General features: G+C 39.9%; 21 protein-coding genes. 8 read left to right on the top strand and 13 right to left on the bottom strand.

Going from position 1 to position 24,090, the window contains the following annotated elements:
- The first annotated feature begins 12 nt into the window (after window positions 1-12).
- The 5 genes from kdpB (at window position 13) to P3L56_RS05560 (ending at window position 6,549) form a co-directional block, all read left to right on the top strand.
- Entirely contained in the window at window positions 13-2,076 is a 2,064-nt protein-coding gene (kdpB, locus tag P3L56_RS05580; protein ID WP_071547833.1) for a potassium-transporting ATPase subunit KdpB, read from the top strand.
- 10 nt (window positions 2,077-2,086) lie between these two features.
- The gene (kdpC, locus tag P3L56_RS05575; RefSeq protein ID WP_042848309.1) at window positions 2,087-2,680 is read left to right on the top strand and encodes a potassium-transporting ATPase subunit KdpC; all 594 of its coding nucleotides are present in this window, start codon (window positions 2,087-2,089) and stop codon (window positions 2,678-2,680) included.
- 8 nt (window positions 2,681-2,688) lie between these two features.
- Window positions 2,689-5,376, top strand: coding sequence for a two-component system sensor histidine kinase KdpD (gene kdpD, locus P3L56_RS05570; protein WP_042848311.1), 2,688 nt, complete (start codon window positions 2,689-2,691; stop codon window positions 5,374-5,376).
- 16 nt (window positions 5,377-5,392) lie between these two features.
- The gene (kdpE, locus tag P3L56_RS05565; protein ID WP_071547831.1) at window positions 5,393-6,076 is read left to right on the top strand and encodes a two-component system response regulator KdpE; all 684 of its coding nucleotides are present in this window, start codon (window positions 5,393-5,395) and stop codon (window positions 6,074-6,076) included.
- 83 nt (window positions 6,077-6,159) lie between these two features.
- Window positions 6,160-6,549 (top strand): DUF5329 family protein, encoded by a 390-nt coding sequence (locus tag P3L56_RS05560; RefSeq protein ID WP_071547830.1) that lies wholly within the window; start codon window positions 6,160-6,162, stop codon window positions 6,547-6,549.
- 54 nt (window positions 6,550-6,603) lie between these two features.
- Here the strand turns inward: P3L56_RS05560 and P3L56_RS05555 are convergent, their stop codons facing one another.
- From P3L56_RS05555 to nagE, 13 genes are all read right to left on the bottom strand, one after another.
- Window positions 6,604-7,860 carry a PTS galactitol transporter subunit IIC gene (locus P3L56_RS05555; protein ID WP_042848317.1) on the bottom strand — a complete coding sequence of 419 codons (1,257 nt, stop codon included), beginning with the start codon at window positions 7,858-7,860 and terminating at the stop codon, window positions 6,604-6,606.
- 95 nt (window positions 7,861-7,955) lie between these two features.
- Window positions 7,956-8,951, bottom strand: coding sequence for a 2-hydroxyacid dehydrogenase (locus P3L56_RS05550; RefSeq protein ID WP_272686251.1), 996 nt, complete (start codon window positions 8,949-8,951; stop codon window positions 7,956-7,958).
- Between the two features lie 17 nt (window positions 8,952-8,968).
- Window positions 8,969-9,730, bottom strand: coding sequence for an SDR family NAD(P)-dependent oxidoreductase (locus P3L56_RS05545; protein WP_042848319.1), 762 nt, complete (start codon window positions 9,728-9,730; stop codon window positions 8,969-8,971).
- A 15-nt stretch (window positions 9,731-9,745) separates the two neighbouring features.
- Window positions 9,746-11,299, bottom strand: a complete 1,554-nt coding sequence (locus tag P3L56_RS05540; protein WP_166687358.1) for an FGGY-family carbohydrate kinase — start codon at window positions 11,297-11,299, stop codon at window positions 9,746-9,748.
- Window positions 11,300-11,337: 38 nt separating this feature from the next.
- Window positions 11,338-11,895, bottom strand: coding sequence for a glycerol-3-phosphate responsive antiterminator (locus P3L56_RS05535; protein ID WP_042848322.1), 558 nt, complete (start codon window positions 11,893-11,895; stop codon window positions 11,338-11,340).
- Between the two features lie 13 nt (window positions 11,896-11,908).
- Window positions 11,909-12,703 (bottom strand): class I fructose-bisphosphate aldolase, encoded by a 795-nt coding sequence (locus P3L56_RS05530; RefSeq protein ID WP_042848324.1) that lies wholly within the window; start codon window positions 12,701-12,703, stop codon window positions 11,909-11,911.
- Between the two features lie 616 nt (window positions 12,704-13,319).
- Window positions 13,320-14,987: a glutamine--tRNA ligase gene (gene glnS, locus P3L56_RS05525; protein WP_042848325.1), complete on the bottom strand. Its 1,668-nt coding sequence runs from the start codon at window positions 14,985-14,987 to the stop codon at window positions 13,320-13,322.
- Window positions 14,988-15,151: 164 nt separating this feature from the next.
- Window positions 15,152-15,967, bottom strand: a complete 816-nt coding sequence (locus P3L56_RS05520; protein WP_129466803.1) for a sulfite exporter TauE/SafE family protein — start codon at window positions 15,965-15,967, stop codon at window positions 15,152-15,154.
- A 189-nt stretch (window positions 15,968-16,156) separates the two neighbouring features.
- Window positions 16,157-16,924, bottom strand: a complete 768-nt coding sequence (locus P3L56_RS05515; RefSeq protein ID WP_198861175.1) for an SEL1-like repeat protein — start codon at window positions 16,922-16,924, stop codon at window positions 16,157-16,159.
- 35 nt (window positions 16,925-16,959) lie between these two features.
- A complete protein-coding gene (locus P3L56_RS05510; protein ID WP_166687357.1) occupies window positions 16,960-17,364 on the bottom strand; it encodes a hypothetical protein in 405 nt (134 codons plus the stop codon).
- Window positions 17,365-17,605: 241 nt separating this feature from the next.
- On the bottom strand, window positions 17,606-17,707 hold the full coding sequence (locus tag P3L56_RS22620; protein WP_370661215.1) for a hypothetical protein: 102 nt from the start codon (window positions 17,705-17,707) through the stop codon (window positions 17,606-17,608).
- 29 nt (window positions 17,708-17,736) lie between these two features.
- Complete coding sequence (locus tag P3L56_RS22615) at window positions 17,737-17,850, bottom strand: colicin E3-like toxin immunity protein (protein ID WP_410480077.1); 114 nt, start codon at window positions 17,848-17,850, stop codon at window positions 17,737-17,739.
- Between the two features lie 236 nt (window positions 17,851-18,086).
- A complete protein-coding gene (gene nagE, locus P3L56_RS05500; protein WP_048606367.1) occupies window positions 18,087-20,114 on the bottom strand; it encodes an N-acetylglucosamine-specific PTS transporter subunit IIBC in 2,028 nt (675 codons plus the stop codon).
- A 416-nt stretch (window positions 20,115-20,530) separates the two neighbouring features.
- Between nagE and nagB the strand changes: the two genes are divergently transcribed.
- The 3 genes from nagB (at window position 20,531) to P3L56_RS05485 (ending at window position 23,809) form a co-directional block, all read left to right on the top strand.
- Window positions 20,531-21,334 (top strand): glucosamine-6-phosphate deaminase, encoded by an 804-nt coding sequence (gene nagB / locus P3L56_RS05495; protein ID WP_042848332.1) that lies wholly within the window; start codon window positions 20,531-20,533, stop codon window positions 21,332-21,334.
- A 76-nt stretch (window positions 21,335-21,410) separates the two neighbouring features.
- A complete protein-coding gene (nagA, locus tag P3L56_RS05490) occupies window positions 21,411-22,574 on the top strand; it encodes an N-acetylglucosamine-6-phosphate deacetylase (RefSeq protein ID WP_042848333.1) in 1,164 nt (387 codons plus the stop codon).
- Window positions 22,575-22,585: 11 nt separating this feature from the next.
- A complete protein-coding gene (locus tag P3L56_RS05485; RefSeq protein WP_042848335.1) occupies window positions 22,586-23,809 on the top strand; it encodes an ROK family protein in 1,224 nt (407 codons plus the stop codon).
- Window positions 23,810-24,090 lie beyond the last annotated feature (281 nt).

Genomic DNA, 24,090 nt, shown 5'->3' with positions numbered 1-24,090 from the left:
GAGGGGAAGAAAATGAAAAGTAATAACATCAAATTATTTGATAATAAATTAATCAAACAATCTATCTTTGAAGCATTCAAAAAATGCACACCGCAAGCACAATGGCGAAATCCCGTGATGTTCGTGGTGTATATCGGCAGTATTATCACCACCCTTTTATGGTTAGCAATGGTAACTCATTACACTGAGGGTAACGCTTGGTTTAGTGGAATGGTGACACTATGGCTATGGTTTACACTGCTCTTTGCTAATTTTGCCGAGGCGCTAGCTGAAGGGCGAAGTAAGGCACAAGCCCAAAGTTTAAAAGGGGTAAAACAGCAAAGTAACGCAACTCGTTTGGCTTCTGCATCAATGGATGCGGCTCAAGAAATCGTGGTTTCAAGCCAGTTACGTAAAGGGGATATCGTGCTTATCCATGCTGGAGAAACAATCCCTTGCGATGGTGAAGTGCTTGAAGGTGGTGCATCTGTCGATGAAAGTGCAATTACTGGTGAGTCAGCTCCTGTGATCCGTGAATCCGGTGGTGACTTTTCCTCAGTCACCGGAGGGACTCGCGTTCTTTCTGATTGGTTAATTGTTGAATGTACCGTAAACCCCGGTGAAACATTCTTAGACCGAATGATTTCAATGGTTGAAGGTGCACAACGTCGTAAAACCCCCAATGAAATCGCTTTAACGATCCTGTTAACCGCCCTGACGATTATTTTCGTGTTGGTATGCGCCACCTTGTACCCATTCACGGTTTTTGCTGCCGATTATGCAGGCGCAGGTAGTGCGGTCTCTATTCTAGTCCTTATTGCTTTATTAATTTGCTTAATTCCAACCACTATTGGCGGGTTACTCTCTTCTATTGGTGTGGCAGGGATGAGCCGTATGTTAGGTGCAAATGTGATTGCCACCAGCGGTCGTGCAGTGGAGGCTGCGGGTGATGTCGACGTCTTATTACTCGATAAAACCGGTACTATCACCCTTGGTAACCGACAAGCATCTGAGTTTTTGCCTTTAACGGGTGTGACTGAACAGCAACTAGCAGATGCAGCTCAACTTTCTTCTTTAGCCGATGAAACCCCTGAAGGGCGTAGTATTGTCGTGTTGGCGAAACAAAAGTTTAATTTACGTGAAAGAGATATTCATGGCCTGAATGCTACCTTTGTTCCGTTCTCTGCAATGACTCGTATGAGCGGTGTCAACATTGGAGAAAGAATGATCCGCAAAGGTTCTGCGGATGCGATACGCCGCTACGTTGAAGCAAACCACAGTAAATTCCCGATAGAAGCCGACCAATTAGTTGAAAAAGTCGCTCATTTAGGGGGAACCCCTCTTGTTGTTGTGGACGACCAAACAGTACTCGGTGTTGTAGCATTAAAAGATATTGTTAAAGGGGGAATGAAAGAGCGATTTGCTCAAATGCGTAGCATGGGGATCAAAACAGTTATGATCACCGGAGATAACCACTTAACAGCCGCCGCTATTGCTGCAGAAGCCGGTGTCGATGACTTCCTCGCTGAGGCAACCCCCGAAGCCAAGCTCGCATTAATCCGCCAATATCAATCAGAAGGCCGACTAGTTGCCATGACGGGTGATGGTACCAACGATGCCCCAGCATTAGCGCAAGCGGATGTGGCTGTAGCGATGAACTCAGGGACACAAGCGGCCAAAGAAGCAGGTAACATGGTTGATTTAGACTCTAACCCAACCAAATTAATTGAGGTCGTCCATATTGGTAAACAAATGTTGATGACACGAGGCTCATTAACAACCTTTAGTATAGCCAATGATATTGCAAAATACTTTGCCATCATTCCAGCCGCTTTTGCTGTCACTTGGCCTCAACTTAATGCATTAAATATTATGCAGTTACATTCACCTGCATCTGCGATTCTCTCAGCGGTGATCTTTAACGCTTTAATTATCATTTTCTTGATCCCATTGGCGATTAAAGGGGTCAATTATCGCCCTATGAGCTCCCAATCATTGTTGCAACGTAACTTAAGCCTCTATGGTTTAGGTGGGTTAATAGTGCCATTTGTTGGGATTAAATTAATTGATATGTTTATTCGCTTATTTGGGATATAAGGAATTGATAATGAACATGATCCGCTCTTCTATTATTATGTTAATAATTCTCACTTTATTCACAGGGATCGCCTACCCATTGATGGTGACAGGGCTTGCTAATGTCTTTTTCCCTTGGCAAGCTCATGGCTCCTTACTCACTCAAGATGATCAGGTTATCGGTTCTGAACTGATTGGACAAAATATACAAAGTGAAAATTACTTTCATGGGCGGCCCTCTGCAACCGCTGAAGCCCCTTATAATACATTAGCATCTGGCGGTAGTAATTTAGCCGTTAGCAACCCATTACTATTACAAACAATGGAACAACGAAGTGCCCAACTTCGCTCAGAAAACCCAGCGGCTGACAAGAGCATCCCTGTTGATTTATTAACAGCCTCTGCCAGTGGATTAGACCCCAATATTTCTGTTGATGCGGCGTTATATCAAGCCCCGCGAATTGCTAAACACAGACAGATCCCACTAGAAGAGGTAAAATCATTAATTAATACTCATACTGAAAATAGTGTATTCGCTTTTTTAGGTGAGCCTGTTATTAATGTCTTAAAGTTAAACCTTGCTCTTGATGAATATCAGCAACAAGCCAATAGCCAAACTCACTAAGGCCTATTATGAAAAATCAGGAACCTAGTCGCCCTAATCCCGACGATTTATTGGTAAAGGCCAATGAAACAGGCCGTGGCAAATTAAAAATTTTTTTCGGCGCCTGTGCTGGCGTCGGGAAAACCTATGCCATGCTTCAAGAAGCCCAAAGACTAAGGTCACAAGGATTAGATGTGCTTATTGGTGTAGTAGAAACCCATGAACGCGAAGAAACAGCTGCGTTACTTGAAGGTCTCTCACAGTTACCACCAAAGCGTATCCAACATAGGGGACGCCGTTTAACTGCTTTTGATATTGACGCCGCAATTGCTAGGCACCCAGCCATTATTTTAATGGATGAATTAGCATTTAGTAATCCTAATGGCAGCCTACACCCTAAACGCTGGCAGGATGTCGAAGAGCTATTAAATGCTGGTATTGATGTCCTTACGACCATTAACGTTCAACATATTGAAAGTTTAAATGATATCGTCGGAAGCATTACTGGTATTCGAGTGCGTGAAACGGTTCCTGATCATATTTTTGATGCCGCAGATGAAGTCGTATTAGTTGACTTGCCTCCTGATGACTTACGGCAACGCCTAAAAGAAGGCAAAGTTTATATCTCTGGGCAAGCAGAGCGAGCAATCGAACATTTTTTCCGTAAAGGGAATCTCATCGCGCTACGTGAGCTGGCTCTACGTCGAACTGCCGATCGCGTTGATGACCAGATGCGGGAATTTCGTGATGGCAAGGGGCAAGCCCCTGTCTGGCATACCCGGGATGGCCTTCTATTATGTATTGGTCATAATATGGGTAATGAAAAGTTGGTTCGCACCGCGGCTCGCCTTGCCGCAAAGTTTGGCAGTGTATGGCATGCTGTATATGTGGAAACTCCTGCGCTCCATCAATTACCCGAGGCTCGGCGCAGAGCCATTTTAAAGGCATTACGTCTTGCTCAAGATTTAGGCGCTGAAACCGCCACGTTATCTGACCCTTCTGAAGAAAAAGCCATATTACGTTATGCTCGAGAACATAATTTGGGCAAAATACTGATTGGTCGTCGCGATAAGCAACGTAAATGGCCCATATTTAATTTACGTCCTGGCTTTGCTGACCGTCTTGGCAAATTAGGGCCAGACCTTGACTTGGTGATCGTCGCGCTAGAAGAAAAAAGCGAATGGGATAAAGAACCAGAGAGAAAACCTTTCTCTGAAAAATGGCGTTCAGACATGAACGGTTATTTGATGGCGATTGTGATGTGTGCTGCAATTACCGTGTTCTCACGCACATTTTTGTTAGCGTTAGATAAAGCCAACTTAGTCACGCTCTATCTACTCGGCGTGGTACTTATCGCGCTATTTTATGGCAGGCGCCCTTCTGTCTTTGCGGCACTAATTAATGTTATTAGCTTTGATTTATTCTTTGTTCAGCCCCATTTTTCCCTTGCTATCATGGATATGCAATATTTAGTCACCTTTACGGTTATGCTAATTGTTGGCGTCGTTGTGGGGAATTTAACTGCTGGCATGCGCTATCAAGCCCGAATTGCCCGTTATCGTGAACAACGAACGCGACATTTATATGAAATGACAAAAGAATTAGGGCAAGCACTCAGCACCGATGACATCGGCAGAACAGGCTATCACTTCCTTAATAACGCGTTCCAAGCCAAAAGCTGTTTATTAATACCCAATGCTGAGGGGCAATTATTGCCCTTAAAATGTGAGGGGCACAGTGCAATGCAAATTGATAATGCAATTGCCAAATGGAGCTTTGATAAACGCCAACCCGCAGGAGCTGGCACCGATACTCTTCCCAGCGTCCCCTATCAATTGCAACCTATAACAACCGCAGATCAAACACTTGCCGTCTTAGCGATTGAACCTAGAAATATGCGCCAGTTGTTGATCCCAGAACAACAACGTATGTTACAAACCTTCACTGGGTTAATTGCCAGTGCCCTTGCTCGGTTAGAGCTAACCAAACAAGCCGAATCCGCAAAATTAGATATTGAACGTGAGCAATTGCGTAATTCATTACTCGCGGCCCTTTCACACGACCTAAAAACACCATTAACCGTTTTATTTGGGCAAACTGAAATATTAATGTTGAATTTGTCTGCTGAAAACTCGCCACTTACTGAGCAAGTTAATAAAATGCGCCAACAAGTTCTGAGTACTTCGCGATTAGTCAATAATTTACTTGATATGGCACGGCTGCAATCTGGTGGCATTCAACCTAATTTAGAGTGGCAATCACTACAAGAAATTACCAGTAGCGCTGTCAGAACATTAGACTATACTTTACATAGTCATCCTTTAGATATTGATATCCCAGCTGATTTATTACTCTATTGTGATGCCAATTTGATAGAGCGGGTGCTTATCAACCTATTAGAAAATGCCGTAAAATATAGCCATGAAGATACCCCAATTGGTATTAAGGCGAGGGTTGAAGGGCAAAAAATTCATATTGAAATTTGGGATGCCAGCAATGCAATCCCTGATGGACAAGAAAAAACTATTTTCGATAAATTCTCTCGAGCGCAAAAAGAATCAGCCATTCCCGGAGTTGGCTTAGGCCTTGCTATTTGTCGTGCCATTATTCAATTACATGAAGGGGAAATATGGGCTCAGAACAATAATAAAGGTGGAGCCAGCTTCCACTTTGTTTTACCTTTAAAACAACTACCTGATATTGAAACCGAAATTTAGGAGAACAACCACTATTGTGAGTACTCATCAAATCCTGATCGTTGAAGATGAAAAAGAGATCCGCCGCTTTGTTCGCCTTGCGCTGGAAGGTGAAGGCTGGAAAGTTTTTGAAGCAGAAAACTACCAACGCGGGTTGATTGAATCTGGGACACGGCAACCCGACTTGCTTATCTTAGACCTTGGGTTGCCTGATGGCGATGGGCTTGATTTAATTCGTGATTTACGCAAATGGAGCAGTATTCCTATCATCGTTTTATCCGCTCGAGAAGACGAATCTCAAAAGGTTGCCGCCCTTGATGCAGGTGCTGATGATTATCTGACTAAGCCTTTTGGCATCAGCGAATTACTCGCACGAGTCCGTGTCGCCTTGCGTCGTTTTGGCAAAGCGGCACAAGAAAACTCACAATTTCAATTTGGTGATATTACGGTCGATTTTATTAATCGGGTTGTCACTAAGCAAAATGAAGAATTACACCTTACTCCCATTGAATTCCGCTTGCTCAGCGAGTTAGTTGCTAACAGCGGCAAAGTATTAACCCAACGGCATTTATTATTACAAGTATGGGGGCCGAGCTATATTGAGCATAACCATTATTTGCGAATTTATATGGGCCATTTGCGGCAAAAATTAGAAAATGACCCAACTCGCCCAATTCATTTACTTACAGAAACAGGCATTGGTTATCGCTTTATGCCTTAAATTGAATTCTAGGAATCTTACCGATAGTTTAAATTAAACGGCTGCTTATAATTTACTCACCTTTTTTCTATGGAGAGAAATTCGTGCAATCACTTACAGCCCAACTATCAAACCGCTTTTCCTCTGCTTTAGTGCTTTTTTTAAGTGTTTTTGTCACCACTCAAGCTCTAGCATTAAGCCCTGAAGAAAAAATTCGTACTGAATCATTATTAGCAGAACTCGGTAAACAACAAAACCTGACTTTTACTCGTAATGGTACGGAGCATTCTGCAACTGATGCTGAATCTCACTTGAGATTAAAACTGCGTAAAACTGAGAAACGCCTCAATACTACTGAACAATTTATCGATAACGTTGCTTCAAAATCATCGGTTACAGGGGAAGAATACCAAGTCAAGGATGCACAAGGTAATGTTTTCCCTGCCAATCAATATTTACATGATTTATTGAAAAACAGTGTGGATAAAAATTAAGAAGTCACAGTAGGTGTTTTTAACCATAAATAAAAACACCTACTGGATGATTGACTAGTTTGCTATCATCTCCCCGACTTTAACAGCCACCCAACCTGCTGGTGTTGTTGCCCCACCGACAATGTTTGTCATTTCAGAAATACCTTCTGGGACAGGGATATTTGAATTAACTGCCGCCTGTGTATACTCTTTAGAAATATCTGTCCCAACATAATAAATAGATGTAAGGACAAGTGTTCCACAAATAAACATTCTAAACATATTACGCTTACAGAAAGGCGTAACCATTGCTAATAAAAACATTAATGAAGCAAGGTCAACGAAAGGTAATACTTTATTACCCGGTAAAATAAATGCGAGCACAATTGCCATTGGGATGAGTAAAAGCCCTGTCGCTAATACTGATGGCTCCCCAATTAATAAAGCGGTATCCATTCCTATATAGAAGTCTCGATTAGGAAATACTTTTTTCAATTTAGCTTCAACGGCATCTCGTACAATTAATAAACCTTGAACTAATATTTCGATCATTTTAGGTAGCAATAACATTGCAGCAGATACAGTAACGGCCAACGCAACAGACTCACTAATGCTATAACCTGCCATTAATGCTAAAACTAAACCAAGAATAAACCCGAGTGTTAATGGCTCGCCAAAAACACCAAATTTTTTATTGATCGTTTCGGGTTCTAAATTAATTTTAGAAACCCCCGGTATTTTTTCAATAATATAGTTAGTTGCAATTCCAAAGGGAACATACATGATACAAGTTAAATGCGGAAACGAAATTCCTTTTAAATTATAGTTTCGCTGTAAATAAGGCGCAGTAATATCCGCAGCAACTAATGTTAAAATAAAAATAACATAGGTGATACCAATTGAGAGCCAATAACTTTCAGTACCTGCGTAAACGACTGAACCAACAAGTAAGAAGATCCAATAATTAAAAATATCGATATTAATGGTTTTTGTCATTTTAAAAACAACCATTAATAGGTTTATCACAATAAAGCCTACGACTACCGGTAACATAATCGGAGAGCCCCACCCAATCGTTGATGCCGTAGGCCAACCTGTATCAACAACCGTTAGGTTTAATCCCATTTTCTCTACCATTGATTGCGATGCAGGGCCAAGATTAGATAATAATAAATTAATTACCAATCCAACGCCGACGAAGCCAATTCCCACAAGCATTCCTGCTTTAAATGCTGTACCTACTCTTACGCCAAAACATAATGCAATAATAAAGAAAATAATGGGCATCATGACAGATGCACCAAGGCCTATAATACTATTGATAATATCCATAGCATTTTCTCACGTAAAAGGATTTGAAATAGAATGCATGGTAATAGCACGCATTCTATCGTTTAATATTAAATTTTTATTTTAATTTAATAACTCTATTTTATTTTCTTCAGAAATAACTCTGAAAATAATTTTGGTGTATTGCTAAATGCATCAAGAGTACTCCCCGCCATATGAGGTGTGATAGTGATATTGTCTAATAAATAAAATTCACTATTATCTTTTAGTGGTTCATCATCAAAGGTATCAATTGCCGCCCCCATGATTCTTCCATTCTTTAATGCTTCAATCAAATCACTTTCATTAATTAAACCTGACCGCGCCGTATTAATAATAGTGGTGGTCTTTTTCATTAAATCAAAATGTTTTTTATTAATTAAATTTTGTGTTTCGCTGGATAGCCTTGCATGTAAGGAAATAATATCCGCTTGGGAAACTAATTCTTCTAAGATTTCAACTTTAGTAAACCCAGCAATATCGCTCACATATTTATCATAATATAAAACTGTACACCCAAAACCGGATAAAAATTTAGCAACTAACTGTGCAATATGCCCAAAACCGACTAACCCTATTATTTTCCCGCCTATTTCGGGAATAACATCTGCATTAGGAAAATCTTTACGCCAATGCTTATCTTTAAGTGCGTCATGTGCTCGGGCAATATTACGCGTCTCAGATAACATTAACCCGACAGTAAACTCAGCGACACTACGCGCATTACGCCCTGGTGTATTGAACACCTTAATTCCCTTGCTTTTCGCATATTCAACATTAATATTTTCAATACCGCCACGCAGTACCCCGATATATTTTAGTTTTGGCAAACTATCAATCACCGCTTTATTTATTGGCGCAAATTGGGTGACCACTAATTCAGCATCTTGTGCACTTATATACAGTTCAACGGGTAAAATTACCGCTTCTGAACCATGCTGCTCAATTTGTAAGTTATCTTCTTGAAGCTTTTCGATGGAGCTGTGTGTCCACTGATTAACCGTCACATCAATACCATTATTACGTAATTTCTCTAAGCCTAAATCCATCGTATTCTTTTTAATGAATAAATCGGCAATCGCAAGGCATTTCATTTTCTTTCCCCTTTTACTTAACGCATTAACATGCCACCGGTCACATCAATGGTTGCACCAGTCATATAACTCGCTTTTTGTGAAACTAAAAATACCCCGATATCTGCAATTTCGGATGGAGAAGCGACGCGACCATTTGGTATACGATTAAGATAATATTCCGCATTATTGCGCAAATTCTCACGGATCATCTCCGTATCCATAATGCCTACTGCAATGTTATTCACATTAATATTTTGTTTTGCCACTTCTCTAGCTAATGAGATTGAAAAAGCCACTAACCCTGCTTTACTGGCCGCATAATGAGAATGCCCAGTTGTTGAACCGTGAAAAGCTGCTTGTGAGGTGATATTCAAAATCGAACCTGTTATTTCCTTAGCTAAACATTGGTTAACAAATAACTTGCTTAGATGAAAAACTGATTTCAAATTCACATTCATCACCTTATCCCAATCCTCCAATGAGATTTCGCTCACTTTACCTGATAGCCAGACAGCCGCGTTATTGACCAAAATATCAAACTGCCCGAACTCACTTAACCCACTATCGAATAGGGTATCGATAGCTTCGCTATCACTTAAGTCGGTTCTAATGGCTTGGACTTTTACACCACTTTTCCCATTGATTTCTTTCACTAATGACTCTGCATCGTCAGGATGACTGCGGTAAGTAAAACAGACATTAACGCCTTCTTGTGCTAATGAACGAACAAACTCACGTCCAAGCCCTGTCGCCCCACCTGTCACTAATGCGTTTTTTCCTTGTAAGTGAAGTTTCATAATTAATTCCTTTTATTATTCAGTAGCTAGCATATGCATTGGTGAACGACTATGGGATTTCCATGTAGCTTGCATATCATCAAGCATGCGTTTATACAGTGCGTACTTTTGCTGATAAACGGTTTTATTCGCTGTATCCGGCTTGATGATATCGGCTACTTTGACCATCACTTCACAGGCAGCAAATACATCTGGGAAATGCCCTTCCATCACGGCCGCTGTCATGGCCGCACCCAGTGTGCCGTGTTCTTGAACATCTACAATTTCAAGCTGGCACTGGAAGATATCAGCAAAAATTTGTAGCCAAACTGGGGAATGCGTTATCCCTCCAGCAATACGAACCACATCACTGAGTTGTGGGTTAATCTTTCTTAACCTTTCAACGTGATAAAGATGACTAAACGCGACCCCTTCATAGATAGCACGCAAAAAGTGCCCACGATGATGAAAACTAGTGACACCAACAAACCCTGCTGTTGCATCTGGAATGGTATTGGAACCAAAAACAAAAGGAAAAAACATGAGTTGGCTTTCGCTTGGTGTTGTTGCAGCAACGAGTTGATTACAAAGCTCATAAACTGAACCGCCCTTCGATTCTTCGAGTTGTTTGTCCGCTGCCATAAAATGTGTAATAAACCACTCTAAATTACTGGCAGAGGTTGGGCTGGCTTCTGTAATTTGCCATCTATTTTCCATTGGATAAATAGATGTCATAAATAGGTTTTTATCAACGACTGGCTTGTCTGTTACGTATTCATTAATACTCCACGTCCCCGCCACAATCGCTAATTTATTAATTTGGTTAACACCCGATGCTAAAGATGATGCTGAAATATCAAATATCCCCCCTGATACAGGAGTACCCGCACTTAGCCCCGTCAACTCAGCAATTTCGGGGGTGATATACCCACAACAATCCGTTGATAATTTGATTGGTGGCAGCTTGTCTTTCCACTCTAAACCGCCCCAAAATTCAAGAATTTCATCGTCATAACAACGGTCACGTACATTAATTAAGTTAGTCCCTGAAATATCTGTCAGCTCTTGGTATGCCTCACCTGTTAAATAAAAACGGATCAGGTCTTTGACCATAAAAATATAACGGGCTTTTTGTAAGCTCTCAGGTTCATGATCACGCAACCATGCAAGCAACGCAACAGGCTGCCCTGCCCAGATGGACTGCATCGTTTTTGGCAAAATATCACTTTCAAATCGAGGTGACCGATACCAGTTTTCGACATATTGTTTTGCTCGATTATCTGTGGATACGATACCATTACGCGTCGCATTTCCCTGTTCATCAACGAGGTACAACCCATTTCCGTGACCTGTCACAGATATACCAATAATATCCTCAGCATCTATAGCGGATTTTTTTAGCACCTCTTTAATAACTAAAAGATTTGATTGCCAAAGTTCTGCAATATCCCTTTCAGTGAAAAAAGGTTTTGGAGTGATCATTCGTGTCGTATTTGAAGCAATAGAGACGACCTGGCCTTCTAGGTTATAGATAGCTGCTTTGGTGACGGTTCCACCATTATCAATGCCCATGACATATTGTGTTTTCATTATGAGCCTCTTTGTAATCGGATTTTTATAATTGTTGTTTACCAAAGGGTATGTTCACTGGTTGTAATTCCGTTAAAGCCGGTATAGAAAATTTTATCGACAATATATTTTCTTTTTACAAATCCACCTGCAATGAATGGTTTATTACTTTGATTAAAGCTTCTTTTTAATAAATCAAAACAACTACAGGCATATTCAGCTGGTAATAATTCAATAGCATCAACATCAACTGAATTGTTTTTAACCATATTACTTGCTTGCTCTAATGAACGAGAATCCACTAGTAATACTCTGAATATTGTGTCTAACCCTTCTTTTTTTGCATAACGTAGAGCTGTAAAATTTGAAGAAATAACACCGTCAACTTTATAAAAGTTTTTAAGCACCGTAATACCTGATTGGTCAGGTTTAAATCCACCTAATAATTCTAAATGGACTAAAACTTTTTTCCCTGCCTTATGGCATTTTCCAATCATAGATTGCAAATTACCAATATCGGCATCTGGTAATAAAATATATTCAGAACGACAATTTAATGCCTTCTCAAAATATTTGTAATTTCTGACTGATGGAATAACGGTGTTATTTAAATTCATTATTTAATTCCAATTATTTTGTATTTTGATATAGAGCATAAGCTTCTTCAGGTGATGCCCCTTGGTGAATAATGGCATTTAAACCTGCAACCATTGCGATAGGTTTAGGGTCTTGTGTAATGTTACGCCCAACCGCAACACCTTTAGCCCCCATATTCATGCAATGCTCTACAAATTTAAAGTAGCCAAGTGTATCTGTTTTTGGTCCACCCAAAGCTAAAACAGGGACCATCGAAGCTTCAACAATCAGATAGTCGTCTTCGGTACCTGAAAAACGCGTTTTGATCACATCAGCACCCAGCTCTACGGCAATACGGGCGGCATCCGCAATAACTTTGGCTTCATTGGATTCTGGACTAGTCACTGGGTAACCATAAGGCAATGATTCTACAATGAAAGGCATATTCCATTGTTCTGCTTCTTTTACCAATCTAGCGACCATAGCGTGGGTTTTTTCTTCATTAAATGCGCCAGGAAAGGTCATACAAACCATGCCATCAGCATCTATTTTTAGTGCGTCCTCTGTCGTAAATACCTGTTGCGTGTCAGGTACACTGTTATCATATACATTCACCGTTGAATCAACACGCAGCACAATCGAAATGTCTTTAAACTCCTTCTGGTAATTCCTTGCCATACCGTAAGTTACCAGCGCACAATCCAACCCATTAGCGACTAATTCTGGCATTTGTTTTATTGTATTATCGATACCTTCTGTTTTTGTCGAGAAAAAATAACCATCTAATGCTAGCGTAACGGATTTCCCATCCTGAGCAAAAATCTTAGATAAACGACGTTGTTTTGACATAATATTTCCTTAGAATAAAAACAAAAAAAGCCCTCAGAGATCTGATTAAGATCTCTGAGGGCTTTCAGTTCACTGACCCTGTTATTTATATTTTTAATTATTAAAACCAAGTAATAGATTATTTGATCTTTTTTAAAAATATAAATTTAATTTATATTTAACCTAACTAATGGTTTTTCAATTTAACCTGAAAAAACATTAGTTATTAAGATTAATAAAAACAAATTAATCACTTTGTGTGTTATATATCTTTATTAATCTTAACTGGAGTATATCTTTATCATACAATCTTTCAAACTGTCTAATCGATTTTATTGTTTTGTGATTTAAATCCCGTAATCAATTTTTGATTTCAGTATTTTCAGATATTATTGGTTAATAACCACAAGAAACCATAATTAATTTAGCGTAGTTCTTTCTATACAGTAATAAACCACTTTATTTACAAGGGTAATAACTGATTAAATAACCTCATTTTCTGTTGATTATTTTTTATTATTCTCTATTCAATATCACAGAGAAAACAAAAAATCCCCCCTAGAAATATACATATGTATGTGACTAGGGTTAGAGGGTAAAGCCAATGCACCTAATGTGCATTGGCTTACAACATTTTTTAGTTGGACTCTATTTTAGCCCAAGTATCACGCAGCCCTACCGTCCTATTAAAGACCAAGTTATCCGCGCTACTTAAACGGTTATCTGCACAAAAATACCCTTCACGCTCAAACTGATATGCTTTTTCAGGGGCAGCATCTTTTAAGCTTGGTTCAACAAACCCTTGGCGAATAACCAATGACTCTGGGTTGATTACCGACAGGAAATCCTCTTCTGCACCCGGGTTTGGTACTGTAAATAAGCGGTCGTACAAACGAATTTCCGCTGGCAGTGCGTGTGCTACGCTAACCCAGTGAATAACCCCTCTGACTTTACGCCCATCCGCAGGGTCTTTATTTAATGTACCTGCATCGTATGTACAATAAATAGTCGTGATATTGCCCTCTGCGTCTTTCTCAACACGCTCAGCTTTGATGATATAAGCGTTACGTAAGCGAACTTCTTTACCTAAAACTAAACGTTTATATTGACGATTTGCTTCCTCGCGGAAATCTGCACGGTCAATATAAATTTCATTGCTAAATGGCACTTGGCGAGTGCCCATCTCAGGTTTATTTGGGTGATTTGGTGCCGTTAAGATTTCTTCACCAGCAGGCATGTTTTCAATCACCACACGCACTGGATCAATAACCGCCATTGCACGCGGAGCTGACTCATTCAGGTCATCACGAATACAGGACTCTAATGATGCCATTTCAACGTTGTTGTCTTGCTTAGTGACACCAATACGTTGGCAGAACTCGCGGATAGAAGCTGCGGTATAACCACGACGGCGTAAACCTGAAATGGTTAACATGCGTGGATCGTCCCAACCATTGACATGTTTTTCTGTCACTAATTGGTTCAGTTTACGCTTAGACATCACCGTATATTCCAAATTCAGACGAGAAAACTCGTACTGACGTGGATGACAATCAATCGTGATGTTATCTAATACCCAATCATATAAACGACGGTTATCTTGGAACTCAAGTGTACATAAAGAATGTGTAATACCTTCTAACGCATCAGAAATACAATGTGTGAAGTCATACATCGGATAAATGCACCACTTATTACCAGATTGGTGATGTTCCGCAAACTTAATACGATATAAAACCGGGTCGCGCATCACCATAAATGGGGATGCCATGTCAATTTTAGCACGTAAACACGCTTTACCTTCCTCAAAGCCACCTGCACGCATTTTTTCAAATAATGCTAAGTTATCTTCAATTAAACGCTCACGGTATGGGCTATTTTTACCCGGCTCTTTCAAAGTCCCGCGATATTCACGGATTTCGTCAGGGCTGAGCTCATCAACATAAGCAAGACCTTTGTTGATCAGTTCAATTGCGTATTGATACAAAGTATCAAAATAATCAGAGGAATAACGAACATTCCCCGTCCATTCAAAACCTAGCCATTTAACGTCTTCTTGAATGGAGTTAACGTATTCGACATCTTCTTTTACAGGGTTGGTATCATCAAAACGTAAATTACATTGTCCCTGATAGTCCTTGGCAATGCCAAAATTCAAGCAGATTGATTTCGCATGACCAATATGTAAATAGCCATTCGGTTCTGGTGGAAAACGTGTATGCACTGATGTGTGTTTTCCGCTCGCCAGATCTTCATCTATGATCTGACGGATAAAATTTGTTGGGCGAGCATCTGCCTCATTCATTGTCATCATTCCTCAATGCCAAAAGCGCGCTAAAAGCGTGTAGTATCTGAATATATTCTATCATAATCAATCAGGAAACAACCGTTTGATTGCGCTTAGCCACCAAAAGGTGCAACAAACTGGAATTTAGGGCAAAAAACTCCCGACATCAGCCCAATTCATTTTTAAGTGAACAACATCACCATTAACACCACTAGCAATAATAGCGGATAACTTTGTGCATGACGTTTATCACTAAGATAAGGCATTAGTAAACCAGCAAAGCGAATTCCCAGCCATGACGCTGCGATTAAAATCAATGCACCTTTAATGTAGATCATCCCAAGGAAACCCGCGCCAAGGTCAATGTGTTGGTCGATAGCAAAAAAGAAGTACGTCAATGTTCCTGTAATCGCCATTGGTAATGTCAATGGATTGGCAAATGCAGCCGCTTGGATCATACTCGCGCCTCTACGTCGCATTAAAGGGACTGTCATCACGCTCCCACCGACCCCAAGAAATGCAGCCACAGCACCAATCACCACCCCAATGGGGGTATCTGCAAAAATGCCCCCTTGTGATGCGGTTACACCATTTGCCTGTGTATTCATAAAACCAGGGCGGATAAAGCAATCTAAAATAGTAATAACTAAGTAACCTATAAATATCCAACGGATCAACGCACTATCTATTGATAGCGCCACTATTGCCCCTAAAATTCCACCAATTGAAATAGGGATAACAAAGGGACGTATAATCGGCCAACTCAGGTTGCCTTTAAGGTAATGAGCACGGCTAGAAAGCGCCGATGAAAAGATCATTACACAGGTTGATGTTGCTACTGCAATTTGCATTGCTACACTGCTTGCCTCGCTTTGCGGCCCCCACACTAAAGTAATCAAAGCATATAACAATGGAACCGTAATAAAACCGCCACCAAAACCGAATAATGCCGTTGTTATTCCTGAAATAAATCCAAACAAACACAGTAGCCAATCCACAGATAAGTCCTCATGAGTCATTGAAAAGTTATCTTATCGATGAAAAAAGCCCCTTGCTTATGCAAATTAGACAACCTAGTTTGAGATTTCGCCAAAATAATTAACAAATTTAATTTTTTAACACGAAAAAAATAGAGTATTTTTATTACTCTATTTTAGGGTATTATTCACAGTTACCTTTCATACTAGTCATAAATTAACCAATCGCATTTTTCTGATTATCTCTATATTTTTTTGGTATGCCTTTATTTGTTTTTCTACTTTATCATTACATTCATTTACCCAAGTGCGGTTATTAGGATTTTGTTGCTTACATTTATCGCCCTCATTTGATATTTTGAGTAAATCAACATAAGTATCAAAATTCTTGAGGTAATATGCATCTTGCCCCTTTGGATTATCTCTTGCTACCATTTCTAAGTAGTACTTAGCTTTATTAAAGTCCTGAGGGACCCCTCCGAGTCCATGTAAATAAATCGTCGAAAGTTTTTTACCTGCGGTAAGTACCTTATTACCATAAAGGTGGTAAGCTTGTTCATAATATAAAATTGCTTCTGGCATATTTATTTCCCCCCCATTACCATGCTGATAGTTTACCCCTGTAAATAACAGAGCTAATCCATTGTTAGAATTAATTTCTAGCACCCTCTTCAAAAAGAAATTTGCCAGTGCACACTCTTCTTTTGTAACTTTCACATTATGTAAATGCTTAAAATCGGTGCAACCAATTCTGAAAAAAGAAAACAAAGCATAGTTATCATCTTCCTTATTAGATTTTAATGCCCGATGATATAATTCAACCACTTGTTGTTGATTTTTGGGATAAGGTACTCGTTTAGGTAGATCTGAGTCATAACGTAGCTCTGTTTCATTATACCCAATGGTATATAGACGATCCCTTACAGTTGGAATTAAAGGAGGGGTTGTATTTCCTCCCCACGTTGGAGTCCCCATCATGAACGCTCCTATAACGATAGACCATGAAATCAACCTCACGAAATTTCTCCTAAATCAATGGTAGGGAGTGAAACTGTATGAGAATAGCTTGTTATGGTACCTGCTATTAAAGAATGACTAAAAAACTGTTGATTATTTGATGTAATCGTCAATGTAGAAGCACTTTTATAGCGAACATGGTCATTAAAAGACAAATTATCTTTTGATGTCCCCCAATCTTCCCCTAGACTAAGCCCCATGCTAATCTGTTCATAATTATGTGTCACTGGGCTAACGCCTCGAATACTAATATAGGTGTGTCCCCATTGAGATGTATTCCCTATATCTTCTCCTAAATGATTGTAAATTGGACTTCCTTTAGGCGCGACATGAATGGTTATACTGGGTGGCCCTATCTGCATCGGGTTATGACTTGCACCTAAGTTTCTGTGTATATTCATATCTTCTAGCTTATGAATCTGTAGATGCTTCACTGATTCCGTCATATTACATATTCCTTATGTTATTACTTTAAATAAATCCCTAACATTGCCACAATCTTTTACCTTTATTTTAAATAATAACAATGAATTACTTACCACTTATTTTTATTATTTTTTTAAATAGTTCATCCATCTTTATAGAAAAATATTAATCTGTATAAAAACAAGTAAATTATATTATTAATAATATAATTAATTATCATCCATCTAGATAATCGAATGAAACTTGGCAATCATATTTACTAAAATCAATTTTACGTTTTATATAATATTGAAGATTAGAGCCCCAATCAGAAACCACATCAAAACAACCATTAATTAATAATGTTTTTAAGGGTTAATAATTGCTTCTATAATGCTACCGTCATTCTCTAAGTCAATAGAATACTCTTCACCAACATATTCTTCTGTTTGTTTATCAAACCAGATGAGTTTTAACCCCATAATTTTATCCTTATAGACACCTTCTTATATTGCTTTTAGATGCTTTGATTTTAATTATTCTCGTATTTCAGCCCCAAAAAAGCTAAAAATTAATTATGTTTTTTTTATAAACCAAACTCAATTAATACTGATTATCATTATTTGTTATACCCTGTATGGTTCTCTTTTCCTTATTAAATATCATAAAAAAGGGTGGCCTAAGCCACCCTTTTACTAACTTATAATATTAAACTGAATTATTTCAGCACATTATAAATAACCGTTTCGCCTGCTTTCACGTCGCCTTCAACTAAAATCTCGACACCCGCGAAATCATCGATATTGCTGATGATAACTGGGCTAATCATTGATTTAGCATTAGCTTCAAGGAACGGTAAATCTAATTTCAGGATAGGTGTACCCGCAGTCACTTCTGCACCTTCTTCCACTAAACGAGCACAACCTTCGCCTTTCAGTGCAACCGTATCAATCCCCATATGAACGATGAGTTCGACACCGTTTTCTGTTTCAAGGCAGAATGCGTGGTTAGTTTCGAAAATTTTCACCACCGTACCTGATGCCGGCGCTAACACTTCGCTGCTTGTTGGTTTGATAGCAATACCATCACCCACAATGCGGCTAGAGAATGCTTCATCTGGTACGTCGTCAAGGGAGAAAACTTGACCACTTACTGGCGCAACTAAGGATAGAATCGCATTACCTTTTGCTTTCTCAGGCTCTGCGGCTTTTTTCTCTTCTGCTGCTGCAACTGGCGCAGAACCTGCAATTGGGCCTTTTGCAATCACTTCAGTCATTGCTTTTGCGACCAATTCAGCTCGAGTCCCCACAATCACTTGAACATTCTGTTTGCTTAAACGGATAACACCTGAAGCGCCCAAACGTTTGGTCATGGCATCATTAACAACTGCTGAATCTTTAACGCCTAAACGTAAACGCGTAATACAGGCATCAATACTGACGATATTGTCGCTACCACCTACTGCGGCAACATATTGGCGCGCTTCTTTTTGGATATCGCTGTCACTGCTATCAGCAGGGCTAATGCTTTCGTCATAACCGTCAATGGTTTCGTCACCCGCACTTTCTTCACGACCTGGCGTTAACAGGTTAAATTTGCGGATCATAAAGCGGAAAATGACATAGTAAATACAGAAGAATACTAAACCTTGGACAATCAACATATACCACTGAACAGCTAATGGGTTACGTGATTGCAACAGCATATCGACTAAACCTGCACTGAAACCGAACCCAGAAATCCACTCCATGGTGGCTGCGATATATACCGAAATACCCGTTAATAATGCATGAACAACATACAGTATTGGCGCCACGAACATAAATGAGAATTCAAGAGGTTCAGTGATACCAGTAAAGAATGCCGCGAATGCACCCGCGATCATGATACCCGCTACTTTTGCTTTGTTTTCTGGACGTGCACAGTGGTAAATCGCTAATGCTGCACCCGGCAAACCGAACATCATAATTGGGAAGAAACCAGCTTGGTAGCGGCCAGTAATACCCACAGTTGCAAGACCTGCTTCAATAGACTTAGCACCGCCTAAGAAGTTTGGAATATCATTGATCCCTGCAACGTCAAACCAGAACACAGAGTTAAGTGCATGGTGCAAACCAACAGGAATTAATAAACGGTTGAAGAAGGCATAAATACCGGCACCAACTGAGCCTAAATCTTTAATGCTTTCACCGAAAGACACTAAACCGTTATACACCACCGGCCAAACATACATCAGTATGAAGGCTAAGATGATCATTAAGAAAGAAGTTAAAATCGGGACAAGGCGACGACCACTGAAAAACGACAATGCTTTCGGTAGCTCAACACCACTGTAACGATTGTACAATTCAGCAGACAGTACCCCAACTAAGATACCGACGAACTGGTTATTAATTTTACCAAATGCCGCAGGAACAGTTTCCAACGGAACATTCATAATCATGGAATAAGATGCAGGAGAACACAGTGTTGTCACCACTAAGAAGCCGACAAAACCGGTCAGTGCAGCTGCACCATCCTTATCTTTTGACATTCCATAAGCAACACCAATTGCAAACAGTACGGACATATTATCAATAATTGCCGCACCAGATTTAATCAGTAACGCCGCGATTGCACTATTCGCTCCCCAACCATCTGGGTCGATCCAATAGCCAATCCCCATAAGGATTGCTGCGGCTGGTAGTACAGCAACTGGCACCATAAGTGCCCTACCAATCCGCTGTAAGTAGCTAAGAATATTCACAAACTCCCCCTTTATCGCCCTATTTTTGCCCCATTTACGGGATCTTCTTGTTCACACACCTAAATCATAATTTAGGTTATTGAGAGTATCAATTTCATAGTCTAAATTAATTGTTTCGCGATGCAAAATAAATAGGTGTGATTTGTGATAAATGTCAACGAAAGAGTTCCTGATATGACTAAATTAGTAGCTATTATTGAAAACTTATTTTATGATTAAAAATAACTTATTTAAGCCATTAACCTGTATATTCTCAGCACACTTGAAACGATGTTATGAGATAAAAATAACATGGCAACCAAGTGATAACGCACAATAAATTTGAAGTATAACGAGTATTCCTATATCTAATGAATAACATCAGGGATACATATATACATGAAAGATTTCACAGACTTATTAGAGGTAATAGAGACATGAGGCTAATCCCACTTAACAATGCACATGATGTCGGAATCTGGTCCGCACAGTACATCGCTGATAAAATCAATGCATTCAACCCAACTGCAGAGAAACCTTTTGTACTTGGGTTGCCAACAGGTGGTACCCCCCTAGCAACATATAAGGCACTGATTGCTTTATACAAAGCGGGTAAAGTGAGTTTTAAGCACGTAGTAACATTCAATATGGATGAATATATTGGTATTCCAGCTAATCATCCTCAAAGCTACCATACCTTTATGCATGAAAATTTTTTCAATCATATTGATATCCAAGCTGAAAATATCAACTTACTTAATGGCAATGCCCCTGATGTTGATGCCGAATGTCAACGCTACGAAGATAAAATTAAATCTTTTGGTAAAATAAACCTGTTTATGGGCGGCGTTGGCAATGATGGCCACATTGCTTTTAATGAACCCGGTTCATCTTTGAATTCTCGCACGCGAATTAAAACGTTAACACCAGAAACTCGCCAAGCAAATTCGCGCTTTTTTGACAATGATATTAATCAAGTACCTAAGTTTGCATTAACCGTAGGTGTTGCCACATTAATGGATGCCCAAGAACTGATGGTCTTAGCTACTGGTGCCAATAAAGCGAATGCCGTACACGCTGCCGTTGAGGGCTCTGTTAACCATATGTGGACAATCAGTTGTGTGCAAATGCACCCGAAAGCACTGATTGTTTGTGATGAACCCGCAACACTCGAATTGAAAGTCAAAACACTTAAATATTTCAAACAGCTAGAATCTGAAATTCTTGAGAAGTTTAACTAAGATTATATTTATCAATCACCCGATCAGCGAAAGCTGGTCGGTGACCCAAATCCCCAGAGGTCAGGAGTTTTAAGCCATGTATGCACTAACTAATTGCATTATTTATACAGGTCATGAAAGACTGGATAACCATGCTGTCATCATTGATGGTGAAATCATCAAGGATGTTTGTCCTGTCGCTGAACTGCCTGCCAATATTCCACAGCATGATTTACAAGGGGCTATTCTCTCCCCTGGTTTTATTGACTTGCAGGTCAATGGCTGTGGCGGTGTCCAATTCAATGATAATAAAGAAAATGTTACATTGAAAAACTTGGATATCATGCAAAAAGCCAACGAGCGCACAGGCTGCACAAGTTATTTACCGACATTGATCACTTGTTCCGATGAGCTAATGAAACATGGCGTTGAAGTCATGACTGAATACTTAAAAGAACATAAAAACCAAGCGCTTGGGCTTCATTTAGAAGGCCCTTACATTAATGTCATCAAAAAAGGCACACATAACCCCGAGTTTATTCGTCAACCAACAGCACAAATGATTGATTACTTAGCTTCTCACGCAGACGCTATCACTAAAATCACCTTAGCACCTGAAATGGTTGAACAGGGTTATATCCGTCAATTAAAAAACGCGGGTATCGTTATTTCAGCGGGGCACTCTAATGCCACATATGAAGAAGCCAGACTGGGCTTTAAAGCGGGTATAAATTTCTCAACCCACCTTTTCAATGCTATGCCATATATTTCAGGCCGAGGACCAGGGTTAGTCGGTGCCATTTATGACACACCGGAAGTGTATGCTGGAATTATTGCTGACGGTTTACATGTACAATGGGCAAATATTCGCAACAGTAAGCATTTAAAAGGTGATAAATTAATTTTAGTCACAGATGCAACTGCACCAGCAGGGATTGATCCGCAAACTGGTGAAATGGATCATTTTATCTTTGCAGGTAAAACCATATACTACCGTAATGGATTATGTGTGGATGAAAATGGCACACTCAGCGGTTCATCACTGACTATGATTGATGCAGTCAAAAACAGTGTAGAACACGTCGGCATTGCATTGGATGAAACACTTAGAATGGCAACGCTCTACCCCGCAAGAGCCATTGGAGTTGATAACACCTTAGGGTCGATTGCTCCTGGTAAAATTGCGAATTTGACCGCGTTTAACCACGACTTCAACGTCCTCGCAACCTACGTTAACGGAGACGAAGTCTACAAAAAATGAGTAACTAGCTAATGAATCAAAGCCACTCGCTAAAGCAAATTGGTAATATTGATCTCGTCAAACAATTAAATAGTGCCGTCGTTTATAGCTTGATTGACCAACAAGGTCCGATATCAAGAATTCAAATAGCGGAGCAAAGCCAGCTTGCCCCAGCCAGTGTCACTAAGATCACTCGCCAACTACTCGAACGTGGTTTAATCAAGGAAGTTGACCAGCAGGCCTCCACTGGGGGCCGCCGTGCCATTTCAATTGTTTCTGAACATAAAAATTTCCATACTATTGGTGTCCGTTTAGGGCGCTATGATGCCACCATAGCCTTATACGACTTAGGTGGTAAAATGATTATTGATGGTCATTATCCTATTACAGCGCCTTCTCAGCAGGCTGTCGAAGAAAAGTTAATTGCTGCCCTTGAAGACTTTATTGATAAAAACCATCGTCGCCTTAAAGAGTTAATCGCAATTTCTGTTATCCTTCCGGGGTTGGTTAACCCTCACAGCGGTATTGTCTATTACATGCCGCATATTAAAGTTGATAACTGGCACCTTATTGATAATTTACAATCACATTTTAATATCACTTGCTATGCTGGCCACGATATTCGCAGCCTAGCCCTTGCTGAGAGCTATTTTGGTGCAACCCGTGATTGTGAGGACTCACTTCTAGTACGTATCCACAGAGGCGCTGGAGCAGGCTTAGTTATTAACAAAGAAATCCTGCTCAATCACCGTGGGAACTTAGGGGAGATTGGTCACATCCAAGTAGACCCACTGGGTGAACTATGCCACTGTGGTAATTTTGGTTGCTTAGAAACCATTGCCTCAAACCAAGCTATCGAAGCCCGCGTAAGACAGCGCCTAGAACAAGGTTATTCAAGTTCTCTGACCGCAGAAACCTGTACAATTTCTCATATCTGCCAAGCGGCCAACAAAAGTGACCCGCTAGCGACTGAAGTCATCCAACATGTCGGTCGTCAGATCGGTAAAGCCATTGCTATTTCAATAAACCTCTTCAACCCTGAAAAAGTGGTTATTGCAGGTGACATCACAGAAGCCGAACTGGTTCTTATTCCGGCGATCCAAAGCTGCATTGACACTCAAGCCCTTAAAGGGTTTAGAGAAAACTTACCTATTGTCACATCACAACTTGTCCATAACTCAGCAATAGGCGCATTTGCCCTCACCAAACGAGCTATGCTTAATGGTGAGTTACTGCAAAAATTATTTGAAAATTAATTTCTCCGTTTATTTTTCATAAAAGCAGGTTTTATGCCTGCTTTTTTGTTTTCCCCTAACGCGAAAACTCAGCAATTCATTGGATTGATTAAACTTAAATAACTTAAATTTTAAAGCTGGGTTCCACTCTGTTTTCACTAAGTATACGTTTTCAACGCTGCTATCATTCGAATAATTCCCCTTCCATCTTGATCCTCCCGAAAAAGATTTTTTCAAATATGGGCTTGTTTTTTGCTGGCTTTATCGACAAAATGATTATTCATCAGACAAACAGACGCATT

This window comes from Providencia sp. PROV024, assembly GCF_032709665.1.
Classification (GTDB): domain Bacteria; phylum Pseudomonadota; class Gammaproteobacteria; order Enterobacterales; family Enterobacteriaceae; genus Providencia; species Providencia huashanensis.
This window is presented reverse-complemented; position numbering and strand designations above follow the sequence as displayed.

What these genes read in the sequence shown, in the direction of transcription:
- P3L56_RS05530 (WP_042848324.1), bottom strand. Translation starts at nt 12,703, where the DNA reads ATGTCAAAACAACGTCGTTTATCTAAGATTTTTGCTCAGGATGGGAAA.
- nagB (WP_042848332.1), top strand. Translation starts at nt 20,531, where the DNA reads ATGAGGCTAATCCCACTTAACAATGCACATGATGTCGGAATCTGGTCC.
- glnS (WP_042848325.1), bottom strand. Translation starts at nt 14,987, where the DNA reads ATGAATGAGGCAGATGCTCGCCCAACAAATTTTATCCGTCAGATCATA.
- P3L56_RS05545 (WP_042848319.1), bottom strand. Translation starts at nt 9,730, where the DNA reads ATGAAACTTCACTTACAAGGAAAAAACGCATTAGTGACAGGTGGGGCG.
- P3L56_RS05510 (WP_166687357.1), bottom strand. Translation starts at nt 17,364, where the DNA reads ATGAATATACACAGAAACTTAGGTGCAAGTCATAACCCGATGCAGATA.
- P3L56_RS05555 (WP_042848317.1), bottom strand. Translation starts at nt 7,860, where the DNA reads ATGGATATTATCAATAGTATTATAGGCCTTGGTGCATCTGTCATGATG.
- kdpB (WP_071547833.1), top strand. Translation starts at nt 13, where the DNA reads ATGAAAAGTAATAACATCAAATTATTTGATAATAAATTAATCAAACAA.
- P3L56_RS05485 (WP_042848335.1), top strand. Translation starts at nt 22,586, where the DNA reads ATGAATCAAAGCCACTCGCTAAAGCAAATTGGTAATATTGATCTCGTC.
- kdpD (WP_042848311.1), top strand. Translation starts at nt 2,689, where the DNA reads ATGAAAAATCAGGAACCTAGTCGCCCTAATCCCGACGATTTATTGGTA.
- P3L56_RS05550 (WP_272686251.1), bottom strand. Translation starts at nt 8,951, where the DNA reads ATGAAATGCCTTGCGATTGCCGATTTATTCATTAAAAAGAATACGATG.
- P3L56_RS22615 (WP_410480077.1), bottom strand. Translation starts at nt 17,850, where the DNA reads ATGGGGTTAAAACTCATCTGGTTTGATAAACAAACAGAAGAATATGTT.
- P3L56_RS05535 (WP_042848322.1), bottom strand. Translation starts at nt 11,895, where the DNA reads ATGAATTTAAATAACACCGTTATTCCATCAGTCAGAAATTACAAATAT.
- kdpC (WP_042848309.1), top strand. Translation starts at nt 2,087, where the DNA reads ATGAACATGATCCGCTCTTCTATTATTATGTTAATAATTCTCACTTTA.
- nagA (WP_042848333.1), top strand. Translation starts at nt 21,411, where the DNA reads ATGTATGCACTAACTAATTGCATTATTTATACAGGTCATGAAAGACTG.
- P3L56_RS05540 (WP_166687358.1), bottom strand. Translation starts at nt 11,299, where the DNA reads ATGAAAACACAATATGTCATGGGCATTGATAATGGTGGAACCGTCACC.
- P3L56_RS05515 (WP_198861175.1), bottom strand. Translation starts at nt 16,924, where the DNA reads ATGATGGGGACTCCAACGTGGGGAGGAAATACAACCCCTCCTTTAATT.